Origin of the sequence: Paenibacillus sp. FSL H8-0315 (assembly GCF_038005365.1) — a bacterium.
Classification (GTDB): domain Bacteria; phylum Bacillota; class Bacilli; order Paenibacillales; family Paenibacillaceae; genus Paenibacillus_AQ; species Paenibacillus_AQ odorifer.
This window is the reverse complement of the sequence record NZ_JBBOTA010000001.1, coordinates 5,804,083-5,820,337: the sequence shown is the minus strand read 5'-3', so window position 1 is coordinate 5,820,337 and position 16,255 is coordinate 5,804,083. Positions and strand designations below refer to the sequence as shown.

Sequence of the window (16,255 nt, the reverse complement as noted above, 5' to 3'; positions counted from 1 at the left end):
CCATCGATTTATATTAAAAGTAGGGTACCCTGACGTTTATTGTCTTCATTCTAGTCCTATGAGGATATCTCGCGCGTAATTTGTTGGACTCCAAAATAATACGACCATGAAGCGGATGCTCCCTGGGGATTTTTAGTTGTGCAGCAATGACTTCACTTAGCCCGTGGTTTCGGATGTCCGCTTGAAGCTGTAAGGCTTCTGGATCTTTTTCATGATCAAAATAAAGTGCAGAGGCAATAGCTGAGACTAAATGTGAGGTCTCAAAACCAAGTTCATGAGCAAGCATTGCCGGTTTTACGAGTCGATCATTAGGTGAAAGCTTGCGAAGCGGGGAGCGGGCGACACGTGTAATTTTATCGTTAAAGTTGGGGTTAGTGAATCGTTCCATCATCTTTTCTATATACCGGTCATGTTCTATGGGCTTGAAGCCATATAAATGCACCAATAAGGCCCCTGTTTCCTTAAGCACCCCGTGAACACGAACTCTGATTTCGGGATCAGACATCGCTTCTTGAATGCTAGTATAACCTTCCAGGTATCCAAAATAGGCTGCACTGCAATGACCTGTATTCACAGTATATAGCTTCCGTTCGAGGTATGGCGCCAGCGAATCCACATAATGGACGCCTTTAATTTCATTGTAATTACCAATCATTCCACTGCGGGGAATAACCCACTCACTGAAGGGTTCAACGAGGATTTCAAGTGAATCTGTATTTTTCTGCATAGGTACAATCCGGTCCACCATCGCATTGGGAAAAGCGACATTGCGGTCGGCAAGTTCCTTGAAGGATTGCTTCATATGCCGATAAACTGATTTTTTCAACTTCTGACTGCTTCCAATCCCATTCTCACAGGCAATGATATGAAGAGGGTTGAGATTTCTGCTATTTTCAAGCCTTCGTTCGATGCCCTGCGCAATGGTCTCAGCAATATCTTTTAAAGCGGATATTCCGACGGCAGTTGTCACAATTTCAGCTTCTGCTATAGCTCTAGTAACGTCCTCAGTATCATTCAGATTGATTGCAGTAACATTATCAACAATAAAGCTGTCCCGGTTCTTGTTAGCTAGGGTGACAGGATATTGCCCACGTTTTTGCAATTGGGCAATTTTACTCTTATTTCTTCCGACGAAACAAACATTGTAACCGGAGTCCGACAACATAGGCCCAATAAAACCTCTGCCAATATTACCTGCTCCAAAATGTACGGCTCTCAATTTGGTATCCCCCTTTAATTTGAACTTAGTTTCTCGGTTTCTCTATACGAAGCAACGTTGAGTAACTACATGATCAAATTCAAGAAGACTTAGATTATCAATTTTATGGTGCTGCTTATCGAATTCAAGAAAATTAGTAATTTCGTTAGGCGTCACAATGCAACGGATGCCAGCTGCTGCCGCTGCCTTAGATCCATTCGGTGAATCCTCGATAGCAACCGCCTCATCAGCTGTGATTCCAAGACAAGCTAACGTTTGGTTATATAGCTCGGGATCTGGTTTCACTTTTGCCACATGGTCGGCAGTCCGAACACATTCGAAATACTCGCGAATACCCAATTGATTCAGATATTTTTCCACCCATTCCAGTGAAGAACTTGAGGCCAGCCCTACGCGCAGTCCAGCTGCTTTGGCGGAATCAAGATAATGCTGAATGCCTGGTCGTATTGTTTCAAGCTCCATAAGTTTGCTGTGTCTCTGTTTAACAGCCTTACTGAACTCTTCTTTGTCAATCGCTAGCTTAAGATCAGTCATTAAATATTCATAAGGATTAAAACTGTTCAAGCTCGTGCCGATGCAGGTGGAATATTGTTCAAGCGTCAGATCCACTCCATATTCTGCATAAGCCTCGTTAAATGCGGTGTACCAAGCAGTCTCCGTGTCGATAATCGTTCCGTCAAAATCAAAAATAATTCCTTTGATCACAATCAACCATCTCCCTCGTATTATGTTTGGTTAGAATATCTTACGCAAAACCTTCTGCATATTCTACAAAAAGCTATTTCGGCTTGCGTTTGACTATAAAAACCATAACAAAGCCCTTCTACTGACGTCAAGCACGGTAGATAACATGCCACGTAATGATAACGATTACAATCAATGTGGACAAACCTGGATTTTTTCATCACCTGAACTTCTTAATACATAACAGTAATCAGATTCAAAAAAACACCACAATCCTATGTGCTTCAAGGGATTCCTTTGCCAAGTTTATTATGAAGACAAGCTCCCTCTCTTTCTCTCGATTGCTGTTATTTAGAGTATTTTTCCAAGCAGCTAAAAATAATTCAAAATAATTTTAAACACAACCTTTTTACTTGATTGTACAAATCAAATTACGGGGTTATTTTTTGTCCATTGAGTAAAAAGAGGCTTTAATTTATGATATATTTTAATCGAGAATGATTATCATTATTGGTGGTCGTTACATATAATAGGGAGGCAATAAGATATGAACAAGGTACGACAGTCCTTCGCTGTGGTATGTGTACTATTTTTGCTGAGTACATTGCTACTGGCGTGCGGAAACTCAAAGGAACAATCCTCTGCCAATAGTACGGTGAACGCAACCGGGAACTCTTCCGCTGCAACCGCGGTACCTTTAGCAGAACCCTCAGATAGCAGTACAGATGAAGCAGCAGCGACTACCCGCTCCTATACAGATTACATAGGGCATACTGTAGAGATTCCGGTGAATCCACAGCGAATTATCTATTCTGGAGAAACTTATGGCGATTTGCTCGCACTTGGTGTGCAGGCGGTAGGTTATCCTCTTTCTATGGGTGAAGGCCAGGTTTTTGAAGATCAATTACAAGGTGTGGAGGATGTAGGCTTCCCTATCAATCTGGAAAAAACATTGGAGCTTCAGCCTGACCTGATCATCTATGCGGGCACAGATGAAGCTGATTTCGAACAGCTCTCCAAAATTGCACCCACTATAATATTTGATACCTTTGCCCCACTCCAGGAACGTATGCTGGACATTGGTGGAATTGTTGGGAAAACGACTGAAGCAGAAGCATGGCTTGCGCAGTATAAAACCGCTGAAGAGAACATGTGGAAGCAATTGAAATCCGCAGGCATGAAAGAGGGCGAAACGGCTGCGGTCTTCACTTATTATCCAGGAGACAGACTGTTTATAATGGCAGCAACCGGACTTTCACAGGTACTCTATGGGGAGAATGGCTTCAAGGCAACTCCAGCTATTCAGACGATCCTTGATGAAGGTAAAGGGTTCCAGGAAGTATCCATGGAAGTCCTGAAAGAATATGCCGGAGACCGGATATTCCTCTTGACTCCAGTGGCAGAAGAAGCAAAACAATCCACAGAGAATCTATTAAAGAGCCCTATCTGGAAGAGCCTTCCTGCCGTCAAGAACGGATATGTCTATACACAAGACATCATGAAGACTTCAAGTGATGCGACAACAAGAGAATGGCTGCTTGGCGAAATTCCACAGCTATTGAATATGAAATAACCTTCTGTGATGAAGAGTTTAACACAAGGCTGATAAAAAACTGCAAGAAGCATGTCAACAGCTGTTGATATGCTTCTTTTTTTTATATACAATGAATTCATTGATAATCATTCTCACCAAATGAACGGAGGCTGAACCCATGCTGCATACATCATCGTCCTGCCCCCCACTCCACTCTCTGCTATTTCAACTAAACGAGGCCGAACTGATGATTCAAGCTGCCGATTCAAGCTCTATGACGCGTACAACCCAGGACTATACCCTTCTCATATTTACTGGAGGGAACGGACAATTGAACCTCGATGATCAAAGCGTGATACTAAGTACGGATAAATGTTATCTACTATCTCCTGGAATCTCCTATAGTACGAACAACCAGGAGCTGACGTTGTATTATTACCTCATCACCTTTACAGCAATTTATACAACCGAGCATCCTAAACGATATTCTGGAGAGCTGCTTTCCGGCAGACGGGAGTTAATTGTGCACCCGTTCACCAAGGTAATCCGACTAGTCGAAGACCTGCTCATGAACAGGAATAACACCGATGATGTACAACAATTCAAGCGACAATTAAAATTCCAAGAATTGCTGCTGCTACTTTTTGAGCATAATTACCCTTCCAAACACCTGCCAAGTCCTACGGAATCCGTAGAAAAGACCATAACATTCATTCAGGAGCATTATACAGAGAGTATCACCGTGAAGCAGTTAGCTGAACTGGCGGGAATATCAATCTGGCAATATACACCGATCTTTCAGCAGCTTACGGGTAAAAAGCCGCTTGAATACCTGACGGATCTGCGCATTAATCATTCCAAACGATTCCTGCAGGAATCGACTGAACCACTGCGGGAAATCGCCAGACTGGTCGGCTTCTCGGATGAATACTATTTCAGCCGCCGCTTTCGGCAAAAAACCGGAGTTACACCCGGACAATATGCACATCAGCAAGGTCGTAAGCTTACCGTCAAGGATTGGACGGGTCATGAGGTGGAAATTCCTGAACGAGCGAAACGTATTGTCTATCATGGCGAGACACTTGGCGACCTTCTCGCGTTAGGTGTAAAGCCTATCGGTGGAGATGAAGCGTTCGCCCGGAACAGCGTCTATAAACATCGGCTTAAGAAGCTCGCCAACGTCGGGTTTCCACTGGACCCGCAGTTGACCGCTTCCCTAAACCCAGATTTGATCATTTTGGCAAATAGTGATGAAAGAGCCTACAGAGCAGTTTCTGGTATCGCTCCGACACTCACCTTTGATTCATTTGCATCTCTCGACAACCGAATGCGGACATTAGGCAGTTGGCTAGGTAAACAGCGCGAAGCCGAAGCATGGCTGGAGTCATTCACAATCAAAAACGCTGCCATGTGGCAGCAGCTTTACACGACAACCCTCCAAGTTGGAGAAACCGCCTCTGCTTTGGTCTATGATCATGGGGATCATCTGTATGCTATGGGAATGTCCGGATTCTCCACTGCGCTTTATGCCCCTTGTGGTTTACAACCGACCGAAGAGATCCAGGCCATATTGGACGAAGAGTTAGGGTTCGCCGAAGTTGATCCAACACGACTGCCTGCCTACGCCGGAGATCATATCTTCATGCTCATTCCGGAACGCAAAGACTCGCGAGCTGCGATGGAACGATTACTAGACAGTTCACTTTGGAACAATCTCCCGGCAGTACGTCAGGGACATGTTTATCTGCTCGACGGAAGCAAATGGAACTCTAGTGATGCGTTAACCCGGGAGAAGCTGCTAACGCTGTTGCCTAAACTACTCGGCGGAAGTAGCGCTAGCAATTAAAGGTGAATCTAGGATTGTCTTTTGACTTTTCAAAACTTCATAGGGTATACTTTATCTACGCTTAATTTCCAACTTTTACAGTTGAAAAGCGGGGGAACCAGTTAATTGGGGCGAATCATTGAGCATTAGAATGTAGGGTACCATCTTACCCGAGTCCGTCAGCTAACCTCGTCAGCAGTGGATGGGTCTGCTTTTCATGTTATTTACATAACCAGAGACCCTTGCTAAGGGTCTCTTTTTGTGCTTTTTTTGGACCCTGCTGGCAGTAGATTGGCCTTTGACACTAAGGCTCCCTCATTTCTCACACTACGAGACAAAGGAGAGATGTACGTGCAAAAGGTAAAGTACTTCACGGATATTAACAAAATAGCTATGTTGTCTGAGCTGGAAAAAGAGAATCTGAAAGAAATTACGGACAAGTTTGTTTTTCGTGTAAATGACTACTATCTGTCTTTAATTAACTGGGATGATCCAAATGATCCCATCCGTAAGCTGGTTATTCCTAACGAAGGTGAACTGCTGGAGTATGGGCGCTGGGACGCCTCCGATGAGGACACGAATTATGTGGTACCTGGTTGTCAGCACAAGTATAGAACCACTGCACTACTGATTGTATCCGAGGTCTGCGGGGCTTATTGCCGCTACTGTTTCCGTAAGCGTCTGTTCCGAAATGACGTGAAAGAGGCGATGGCTGATGTCTCTCCGGGTTTGGAGTATATCGCAAATAATCCGGAGATTAACAACGTACTTCTTACGGGCGGGGACAGTTTAATTCTCTCCACACCGAAGCTAAGATCCATTATTGAAAATCTAAGAAGCATTGAGCATGTTAAGATCATTAGACTGGGTTCCAAAATTCCCGTATTTAATCCGATGCGGATCTCTGAAGACGAAGAGCTGCTGGAGCTGATTCGTACTTACTCTACCGAAGACAAACGAATCTATGTTATGGCGCACATCAATCATCCTCGTGAAATCACACCTGAAGCCAAAAAAGCATTTAAAGCTCTCCACAACGCAGGGGCAATTGTCGTAAATCAGACCCCCATCCTCAAAGGCATCAACGATGATCCCGTTATTTTAGGGGAACTACTGGACCGGCTTTCATGGGCTGGCGTTACACCCTACTACTTCTTTGTGAACCGGCCCGTAGCCGGAAACCGAGATTTCGTATTACCGCTCGAGCAAGTCTATCAAATTGTAGAAGAAGCCAAAGCCAGAACCTCAGGACTTGGCAAAAGAGTACGCTTATCCATGAGCCACACCTCAGGAAAAATAGAAATTCTCGCCATTGATAACGGAAAAGCCTATCTCAAATACCATCAATCCAGAGATCAGGAATACGGAAAATTTATGATTCTAGATTGTCCAAAGGACGCCGAATGGTTCGATGACCTGCCTGGGAATGTGCAATATTGGACCCCACCTGTGAAAAAAAACGATGCTATTATTTCTGTTAATGATTTATCTGGCGAGCCTGCGGATTTAATCTGTAAATAGATTAATCAGCTCTGTCAGACTCTGTCATAGGATATTTCTTCATCACCAACAACAAAACTCCTCCCGCCCAAAATTAGCCCGAAAAAATCTATGATATAATCACGCTGTAACACGAAATGGACTAATGGGTGGGAATGCACACATGAAATTGGAACGATTGATTTCTATGATCTACAAGCTATTGAACCACGAAGTTTTATCTGCCTCCAAGCTGGCTGAAGAGTTTCAGGTTTCCCAGCGAACAATCTATAGAGATATCGATGTGATTTGTGCCGCTGGCATCCCGGTCGTATCGTATCAGGGAACTAAAGGTGGATATGGCATTATGGACGGATATAAAATGGATAAAAGCCTGCTCCGTTCGTATGATGTCACTTCTCTGATTACTGTACTGAACAGTCTTTCTTCCGTGTTTGAAGATGAGCATACGCAAGGAACCATTGAACGGCTGCAAACGATTGGAACGGAGCCACAGACCTCTAGTCTCGCGGTGGATCTTGAAACCCGGCGTACGGATCCTGACGCACTTCCTCTTTTACGTGCGGCTATATCGGAACGAAATGTTGTCCGTTTTGATTACATCAGTGTAAAAAATGAACGTACAACCCGTGAAATGGAACCAGTAAAGCTTCATTTTAAATATAGCAACTGGTACATCTATGGTTATTGCCGGGCTCGGCAGGACTATCGGGAGTTCCGACTTTCCCGGATGCTGAATTTGTTCCTGACGCAGGATACCTTTCATTCGCAACATGAGGTACCCAAAGAGGCTGGCTGTTCAAACAGGGCAGATCAGGTGGAGGAAATAGTAATCCGGGTGGGCCCTGAGGCTTTGGCAGAAGCTTTGGATCAGTTTCATCTAGTCGACAAGGAATTTCATTCCGATAAAAGCATGACGATGCGAATTCCTGTGTATAAGCCATTGGAAGCTCGTTGGCTTTGGTCCATTCTGCTGAGTTTCGGCAGCGGGGCCGAAGTCCTCGAACCCCCTGCATTGCGAGGTATTTTAAAAGAGCAGCTTCAAAACACACTCAAACTTTATGAAGAAGTATGACAGTCTGATGTCATACTTCTTCTTTTATATTAACTACAGTAACAAAAAACAAATCCATGACCATTCAAAAGGAGAATGTACGAATGACAAATTATCCAGTAGAAATGTTTAAATACCACACATGGGCAAACCAAACTATCCTGGGGAGAATCAAGGAACTCCCGCCTTCTGTGCTAAGTCAAGAAGTGAACAGCTCATTTCCCACCATCGCTCATGCCCTTAGCCATATCTATGCGGTTGATACGATGTGGTATCTTGTATTAACAGGCACTGCCATGCCAGAGGCTTTTCAACAAAGTATCCCGCTAAATTTGAGCATTCTAGATTCTGTGGATGAATACGTAAATATCTTTGCCCAGCTATCAGAACAATACAAAGCATGGTTACACAACCAATCCGATTTGGAGCAAACCATTCTGCTTGACAATCCATTCGCCGGAATCCGCCAAACACGCCTATCAGAAATTGTGTTGCAAGTCGCCAATCACGGGACTTATCATAGAGGCAATGTATCTACTATGTTACGGCAGTTAGGCCATGCTTCCACCATGAATGACTATGCTCTTTTTTGGTATCAGGTTCCTGCAAAAGCAATTTAATCTCGGATGGGCAAGACGCTCCACTCCATACCTAGAAAGGAAATTGTATTTTAATTATGGAGATTAAAAATCTAATTACAGTAAAAACGAGAGAAGATTTAAGAGTTTGGCTGCAGGAGAATTGTAAGACTGAACAATCTTGTTGGGTACTCGTTAGTATGACGCCAAACCCAGAAACGTTGCTATATTTGGACGTAGTTGAGGAATGTTTGTGTTTTGGATGGATCGATGGAGTGAAAAAGAAAATTTCGGAAACGGAGCTGGCGCAAAGACTCTCTCCCCGAAGCAAAAGAAGCTCTTGGACTGAATTGAATAAAGAGCGTGTCCGCCGCCTCGAAAAGCTGGGGTTAATGAGTGCTGAAGGAAAACGGATACTTCCTGATATGAACCCTGATTCTTTTATAGTAGATAAGATTATAGAGCAACGGCTAAAAGAGGACAGGCAAGTATATGAGAATTTCACGGCCTTTCCAGCCCTTTATAAAAGAGTTCGGATCGACACGATCCAAAGCAATAAACATCAGCCAGATTTATTTAAGAGTAAATTAGACAAATTCATAGCAAACACTAAAGAAAATAAAATGTACGGGCAATGGCATGATAATGGACGTCTGCTAGATTATTAAGCTGCGCTAGATGCACGATCTCCTGCTGTGGCTTTCGGACCCCAATGACGCTATTTACTAATTAATCGCCTTTTCAGCAACTTATCGGACCCCAGTGCAGCTATTCCTTAGAAACAGGCTCTTATACGGTGATTTTTCCGCCATTAGGAGCTATGTGGTCCGATAATACTCCAAATGGCGGATTTTCCTGCTTATAAGGTCTGCTGAGTCCGATACCGCCAAGTATGATCATTCACTGGACTCCTGAGTCCGACACCGCCGAAGTATGATCATTCGCCGGGTCTACTGCTACCGCTACCACTACTGCTACTGCTACTGCTACCATGATCTCCTGCTGAGGCTTTCGGACTCCAATGACGCTATTTACTAATTTATCGCTTTTTCAGCAATCCATCGGACTCCAGCGCAGCTATTCCTTAGAAACAGGCTCTTATACGGTGATTTTTCCGCCAATAGGAGCTATGCGGTCCGATAATACTCCAAATGGCGGATTTTCCTGCATTTAAAGTCTGCTGAGTCCGATACGCCGAAGAATGATCATTCGCTGGACTCCTGAGTCCGATACCGCCGAAGTATGATCATTCGCCGGGTCTACTGCTACCGCTACCACTACTGCTACTGCTACTGATACCATGATCTCCTGCTGAGGCTTTCGGACTCCAATGACGCTATTTACTAATTTATCGCTTTTTCAGCAATCCATCGGACTCCAGCGCAGCTATTCCTTAGAAACAGGCTCTTATACGGTGATTTTTCCGCCAATAGGAGCTATGCGGTCCGATAATACTCCAAATGACGGATTTTCCTGCATTTAAGGTCCGCTGAGTCCAATGCCGCCGAAGCATGGTCATTCGCTGTCTGATGCTACCGTATCCTAATCATCTGTGGATCAAACACCATCGACTCATGATCATCTGCTAATCCTAAGATGTAACGTACGTGCAAATTCATCTGTTAATCCTACAGTGCTACGTAAGTATAATTCATCAATTAATCCGAAATTGCTAAGTACGCGTGAATGGGATTGGTTCAAACGTTCAGACGAAGTTTAGCGTTGGAGCAGAGGTTTGATTTAAGTTCAAAAAAAGGAGGTGTCCTAGCCATTTTCATGGCTTTTGGACACCTCCTTTTTTGATTACAGCCCTTCAACCAGAATCCGTTTCAGGAACATCCCTGTGTAGGATTCCCGCACTTCAGCAACCTGCTCCGGTGTACCTTCAGCTACAAGCTTACCGCCCACAACGCCACCTTCAGGGCCAATGTCAATCACCCAGTCGGACTCTCGAATCAACTCTAAGCTGTGCTCCACAACTACGACGGTATTTCCCGTATCAACCAATTTGCTCAATAAGGTATGGAGCTGCTTGATGTCTGACGGATGAAGGCCTGTTGTTGGTTCGTCGAGCAGATAGAGCGTATGGTTTTTGGAAGGTTTGCTCAGCTCTTTAGCCAGTCTAATCCGTTGCCCTTCACCACCGGATAAGGTTTTGACAGATTGTCCCCATTTAAGGTAACCGAGACCCACCTCACACAATGTCTCGATAATCCCCGCCATTTTGGCTTCTGATTTGAGAATCGGCAAGCTTTCCTGTACGGACATGTCCAGCAGATCCGAGATGGAATATCCATCATATTTCACCTGGAGAACCTCATCCGTAAATCTTCTCCCCTTGCATGCGTGGCATTTAACCTCCAGATCGGGTAAGAAATTCATGTCTACAGTCAGCACCCCAAGACCCTGACAGGTTTCGCAGCGTCCACCCGGTGTGTTAAAGGAAAAATGCTTGGAGGTCAGTTTTCTTTTTTTCGCCTCCGGCAATGCAGCAAACAGCTGGCGCAGATGTGTGAATACATCTGTATATGTCGCTACATTAGAACGCAACATTCTACCCATGGGCGATTGGTCAAAGATCACTATATTTCCAACCTGATCTAAGCCCGCAATCTCCACACAGCCTATTTGCTCATGTTCTTTCGCACTGCCTTGCGCAAGAATATCAAAGACTAGTGTCGACTTGCCTGAACCCGAAACCCCAGTTACAGAAACTAGACAACCTAGAGGAAATGAAACCTCCGGGATATCAATATTCCGGTACTGTGCCTGTCGGATGGTGATTTGTTTTCCGTCACCTTTCCGGCGAACGTATGCAGCAGTCTTATGACGCTCTTCTCTAAGATAGGCTCCCGTAACAGAAGTCTCGATTGCCATCAAATCCTCAATGCTGCCCTCGCCAACAACTTGCCCGCCGTCCAGACCAGCACCCGGACCCATATCAATAATATGATCGGCAGCGCGCATCATCTCGATATCATGCTCGATAACGAGCACCGTATTACCCAAATCGCGCAGCTCCTGAAGCACACGAATGAGGCCAACAGTATCCCGTGGATGAAGCCCGGTCGTCGGTTCATCTAGAATGTATAACACTCCAGTCAGACCAGACCCCAGCAATGAGGCAAGGCGCAGCCGCTGTGCCTCTCCACCAGAGAGGGAGACCGTCTGACGGTTCATGGAAAGATAACCAAGACCAACATCGACAATCCGTTTTAATCGGGTAGGCATATCGTGAAGGATGGGTTCAAGCAGATGAAATCCCTCGGCGGGCAAAGCCGCCTCCAAGCCTTTCGTCCACTCGTAAACATCACTTAATGACCAATCCGATACCTCCGTAATCGATGCGCCAGCTACCCCAACGAGACGAACTTCTTTTTTTAAGCGAGCGCCAAGACATTCCGGGCATTGCTGCTCATGAAAAAATCCGCCGTCTTTTTCCTGTGTACCAGCTTCTCCTTCCTTCTCCTTGTATCGCCGCCACAAACCAGGAATGACGCCTTCAAATTTGGTGCCTTGAATCGGCTTAACATTGGGAAAATGGCGCTTAAACGCCTCACTTTCCACTCCGTAATATAACAAGTCGCGCTGAATTTCGCCGTAATTTTTTAAGGGCTGATCTGGGTCAAACTCAAAACCAAAATGCTTGCCAGCGGCCACTAATATACGCATCTGTATATCACGATGAACACCATTCAGCGAGGCCACCCCACCCTCACGCATACTAAGCTCTGGATTAAACACTGCCGCTTCATTTATAGTTGCCACAGATCCAACACCACCGCAGGCTTCACAAGCTCCCTCCGGCTTATTAAAAGAAAAGTGTGACATGCCCAGCTTCTCAAGCTCAGCTCCGCAATGCGGACAACCCATCGTTTGACCATGTATTTCCTCGTCTTCCTCGATCAGCAATCCCCTCGCTTCAAAAGAAGGTGGAATGCTGCCACTACAGGAAGGGCAAACCCGCTCGCCTAATCTGGAAAATATAAACCGGACAAACGTATAGATGTCGGTGACTGTCCCAACTGTAGAGCGGGGATTACGATTGGTGACATGTTGTCCAACACTAATGGACGGAGACAGTCCAATAATAGATTCCACCATTGGTTTGCTGATCGTATCTGAAGTCATGCCCATGGAATCCAAATACTGTCTTTGGCATTCCCGCTGAAGTGTATCCATAGCTAACGTCGATTTCCCTGATCCCGAAGGTCCTGTCAGGACAACTAGCTTATACTTAGGAATCGTGAGCGAGACATTTTTCAGATTATTCTCTCTTGCACCTTTAATAACAATAGTCTCTTTCACATCTATTCCCCTCTCAATTCAACCCAATGGTTCGTAGTTATATCTTCTATCCATATGGTTGCCCAAAGTTGTTGTATTGCAATTATTTTGCAAAACATTTCTAATTTCGATAGAATGTATTTGATAAATCATAAAATTTTCAAATAACTTTATAATCTAATATCTTGACTATCAAGATATAATTATTTTAAAAGGAGCGTTATCTTTTGTCAAGCCACGAACAACCTACACCAGAGCAGGAACAATTCACCTTGCTTATGCGCAGTTTGGGAAACCGAACGGTATTGTACCAACAAAATGTAGCCGCCTCACTTGGGTTATACAATAATGATTTCTTATCTATAGATATTCTACGGGAGAAAGGTCCGATCACTGCCGGAGAACTGTCTAAATTAACCGGTCTGACCACAGGCAGTGTTACGGCATTAATAGACCGGCTCGAAAAAAATGGCTATGTCCGCAGACAAAATGACCCGAATGACCGCCGTAAAGTGATTATTGTGCCATTATATGAGAATAAAGATGATGTCATTAATACGTACCAACCGCTCCATACCGCCATGGTTAAGCTCGCAGCTTCTTATACGGATGAAGAGCTCGCCCTTATTTCGCAGTTTTTAGGCCAAGCAAGTGCGGTTCTGGAAGAGCAGATTGATCATCTTGGATCCACTGCGCGCAGCAAATCTTCTTCCTAAGATACTTATTTATACAAAAAAGGACGATATCCAAAAGTCATACGACTCTCTGGACACCGTCCTTTTTCATTTATTTTCTAATACCAATCGTTACAATTTCGCATGGACCGATCAGTAAGTCAAAGCTACCTTTCTCATCCCTAGAGACTGGGTGGCTCTCCTCTTCTAGAATCGTCGTTTTATAGAAATACTGCTGTGGAATAGACGAATGGAAGGCCAGGTTGGTGTTCTGCTGACTCATGTTGTACCAACGCATCAGTATATCTCCAGTCTGCTCGTTCATTTTTAGTGAAGAAAATGCGAGTTCCTTACTCTCCCAATCGAATGGAGTATACACCGACGCAACCACACCTGCATGTACATCTGTCTGACATACAATCCACGGAACCTGGAATTGGTAAGCTTCAGCATAAGCACCAGAAGTTATACCCTCACCTGTGTGCGGGATTAGCTCCATACGAACAACGTGCTCTCCAAGACACTGCGCTTCTGGAGTAGGGAATAGCCCCCAGTCACCAAGTTCGCCAACAGAACGTAGCAGTGTAATCGCAATAGTGTTACGCCCATCTCGCAGCACTTCATATTCATTTAATCCAAAATTAGCGACGGTTAGACCCGCTTTCCCATCACTAACATCAACAAAGGCTTGCTGATGTTGCGTGTTACTCGGATTCTTCCATTCTGTGGCTGGTTCAATATTCCGCTCAGCAACCTCGAACATCGAATCTACACGATGCGTGACAGCGTTCAAATCTGTTGGAAACAGTATACGAATCCGGTGATCTTTGGCCTGGTTATCTATTGTCGTTTCGATATGCAATCCCTTTCCGCCCCGCTCCAAGGTGATTACAGTACGAAGTTTTAGAATGACTGTGTCACTACTGCGCTGAGCTTTGCGCTCCGGATAGTAAACCAGTGCACGCTGCTCCTCATCCAGCTTATCATCTGCCGAGGCTGGAATCTCCCATTTATGCTTAATTTCTATAGCGGCGCGAAACGATGTATTTTCCAGTACACAAATGTTAGCCTTCAGTCCTTTAGTCGTCAAAGCTTGTTCGGCCTCTGGCTGTTTGTACATATATTCATTGCCGATATCCCCGGTGTTTTCATATACGCCAAGATCTTGATAGGTCATTCCACTAGTTTTGTCACTTAGCATAAACGAACCATCATCATTAATGACTACCTTGATAACGTCATTTTCCAGCACCCGATCTCCATATAACAAAGATTCAGCTGCTATTGGCAGTTTTGCATCTGCTCGGCGAACCCAAGCATATGATCGAAGACCTAGCGCAGGAACTTCTACGACTTCAAAGGTAAGTCTTACCCGGCGGCACATATACGGCTGACGGAACTTATCATCTGGCAAATCATAACCAAACTGAAGCCCCAAGTCCTCCAGCTGGCAGGCAATGTTATTCCCTTGATCGTCTACTAACACACGACCGTGCAAGTCAATTCCAGTCATACGGCTAGCCGTTTCTTCCAGAGAGAACCCTTCTCGCAAATATAGACGCGCCACATCAAGTTCTACGCTCACAGTACCCGTGCGACTCCAACCCGTCATATTCATCGCTACTAATGGAAGCACGTCTTCACCATATGTGGTAAATCCGGACGTATCCACAGCTTCTGCAATCACTCGTTTACTATCCTCAACAATGGTCTCTGCCACATGACGGCTTTTGTCAAAACGGGTGACCATCTCACGGTGTACCTCATCCACGCTGCATCCACAAATACTATCATGTGGATGATTCTGCATTAATGTCTTCCATGCATAGGTGAACAGATGATGGGGGTACTCTTTTCCCAGTAAATGTGCGAACGAAGCAAGTGGCTCGGCCAACTTTTCAAGCAAGATCTGCCCTTCCTGATTCCTCTGTTTCAAATAGACACGAGCAGACGCGGTATTCACTAACGTACCCCATCCATCGGTATGCTGGCTCCGCAGTTCGCCCTTTACAGTCGACAGATTGCTGCGATCCATTACACCCTCTACGGCCTTAAGGTAATCAGGAAAGTTCGAATGAATGAACTCCATATCTGGATACAACCGCTTCGCAGTTTCGATAGCCTCTGGCAAATCCAGTTGAGCCGGCTGATGATCACAACCATTCATGAACAGCAGCTCACCTGTAGAGGCAAACTTCCGCGCATCTGCCAGCTTTTTCTCCCAGAACACTTTGGCTTCTGCTTCATTTACAGGCACTTCGTTTCCGTTAGAATACCAATTGGCAAATAGGATGCCGAGCACTTTTGATCCATCAGGACCTTCCCAAATCAGCTCCGAGAATGAGGATTCGTAACCTCCATCCGACACCGTATTATTGAATCCAGTGGGCTTCACACCTCTTCCAAAAAAGGAATTATTGATGCCGGATTGCAGCATTAATTGTGGAGTCTGGCCGACTAGACCAAAGGTGTCCGGAAAATAACCGATTTTGGAGGGTTCCCCGTAACGCTTCGAATCCTGATGGCCAATCTGCATATTACGAACATTGGCCTCCCCACTAGTAAGGAACGCATCCTGCAAAATATACCAAGGTCCTATTAGAAGGCGACCTTCCGTAATATATTTCTGTAGCCGCTCTTGATTTTCTGGACGTACCTGAAGATAATCTTCCAGAATAATCGTCTGTCCATCCAGATAGAAACTCTTAAATTCGTTATCCTCATCCAACCGGTTCAGTAATTCATCAACCAGTTTCACTAAGCGTACATGATGCTTCTCATAGGGAAGATACCATTCCCGGTCCCAGTGTGTATGGGAAATGATATGGGCTGTCTGAGGGCTAATTGATTGTTTTGAGCTTTCCAAAGTGAAGACCTCCTTATATGCAATGCGTTCTATC

Annotated in this window: 12 protein-coding genes and 1 riboswitch; of the genes, 7 read left to right on the top strand and 5 right to left on the bottom strand. The window is 44.8% G+C overall.

Annotated features, from left to right (window positions below; all coding sequences use genetic code 11):
* Window positions 1–13: 13 nt before the first annotated feature.
* The gene (locus MHB56_RS25175) at window positions 14–1,219 is read right to left on the bottom strand and encodes a mannitol-1-phosphate 5-dehydrogenase (RefSeq protein WP_248547992.1); all 1,206 of its coding nucleotides are present in this window, start codon (window positions 1,217–1,219) and stop codon (window positions 14–16) included.
* A gap of 42 nt (window positions 1,220–1,261) precedes the next feature.
* Entirely contained in the window at window positions 1,262–1,924 is a 663-nt protein-coding gene (locus tag MHB56_RS25170; protein WP_076130591.1) for an HAD family hydrolase, read from the bottom strand.
* Between the two features lie 526 nt (window positions 1,925–2,450).
* Here MHB56_RS25170 and MHB56_RS25165 point away from each other — a divergent pair.
* The 6 genes from MHB56_RS25165 to MHB56_RS25140 all read left to right on the top strand — a co-directional run bounded on the left by MHB56_RS25165 (window position 2,451) and on the right by MHB56_RS25140 (window position 9,062).
* Entirely contained in the window at window positions 2,451–3,476 is a 1,026-nt protein-coding gene (locus MHB56_RS25165) for an ABC transporter substrate-binding protein (RefSeq protein WP_341144142.1), read from the top strand.
* Between the two features lie 139 nt (window positions 3,477–3,615).
* A complete protein-coding gene (locus tag MHB56_RS25160; protein ID WP_341144141.1) occupies window positions 3,616–5,283 on the top strand; it encodes an AraC family transcriptional regulator in 1,668 nt (555 codons plus the stop codon).
* Window positions 5,284–5,331: 48 nt separating this feature from the next.
* Window positions 5,332–5,475: riboswitch (cyclic di-AMP (ydaO/yuaA leader) on the top strand.
* A gap of 132 nt (window positions 5,476–5,607) precedes the next feature.
* Window positions 5,608–6,783 (top strand): KamA family radical SAM protein, encoded by a 1,176-nt coding sequence (locus MHB56_RS25155; RefSeq protein WP_445667755.1) that lies wholly within the window; start codon window positions 5,608–5,610, stop codon window positions 6,781–6,783.
* Window positions 6,784–6,925: 142 nt separating this feature from the next.
* Entirely contained in the window at window positions 6,926–7,837 is a 912-nt protein-coding gene (locus MHB56_RS25150; RefSeq protein WP_341144139.1) for a helix-turn-helix transcriptional regulator, read from the top strand.
* An 83-nt stretch (window positions 7,838–7,920) separates the two neighbouring features.
* Window positions 7,921–8,436 (top strand): DinB family protein, encoded by a 516-nt coding sequence (locus MHB56_RS25145; protein WP_076130596.1) that lies wholly within the window; start codon window positions 7,921–7,923, stop codon window positions 8,434–8,436.
* Between the two features lie 56 nt (window positions 8,437–8,492).
* Window positions 8,493–9,062 carry a YdeI/OmpD-associated family protein gene (locus tag MHB56_RS25140; RefSeq protein ID WP_341144138.1) on the top strand — a complete coding sequence of 190 codons (570 nt, stop codon included), beginning with the start codon at window positions 8,493–8,495 and terminating at the stop codon, window positions 9,060–9,062.
* A gap of 502 nt (window positions 9,063–9,564) precedes the next feature.
* On the opposite strand, the gene MHB56_RS25135 is transcribed toward MHB56_RS25140, so the two are convergent.
* Both MHB56_RS25135 and uvrA read right to left on the bottom strand, forming a co-directional pair.
* Window positions 9,565–9,696: a hypothetical protein gene (locus tag MHB56_RS25135; RefSeq protein WP_341144137.1), complete on the bottom strand. Its 132-nt coding sequence runs from the start codon at window positions 9,694–9,696 to the stop codon at window positions 9,565–9,567.
* 501 nt (window positions 9,697–10,197) lie between these two features.
* Window positions 10,198–12,702 carry an excinuclease ABC subunit UvrA gene (gene uvrA / locus MHB56_RS25130; protein WP_341144136.1) on the bottom strand — a complete coding sequence of 835 codons (2,505 nt, stop codon included), beginning with the start codon at window positions 12,700–12,702 and terminating at the stop codon, window positions 10,198–10,200.
* 257 nt (window positions 12,703–12,959) lie between these two features.
* On the opposite strand from uvrA, the gene MHB56_RS25125 reads away from it, so the two are divergent.
* Window positions 12,960–13,397 carry a MarR family transcriptional regulator gene (locus tag MHB56_RS25125; protein WP_341144389.1) on the top strand — a complete coding sequence of 146 codons (438 nt, stop codon included), beginning with the start codon at window positions 12,960–12,962 and terminating at the stop codon, window positions 13,395–13,397.
* A 70-nt stretch (window positions 13,398–13,467) separates the two neighbouring features.
* On the opposite strand, the gene MHB56_RS25120 is transcribed toward MHB56_RS25125, so the two are convergent.
* Complete coding sequence (locus MHB56_RS25120) at window positions 13,468–16,221, bottom strand: alpha-mannosidase (protein WP_341144135.1); 2,754 nt, start codon at window positions 16,219–16,221, stop codon at window positions 13,468–13,470.
* Window positions 16,222–16,255: the final 34 nt, after the last annotated feature.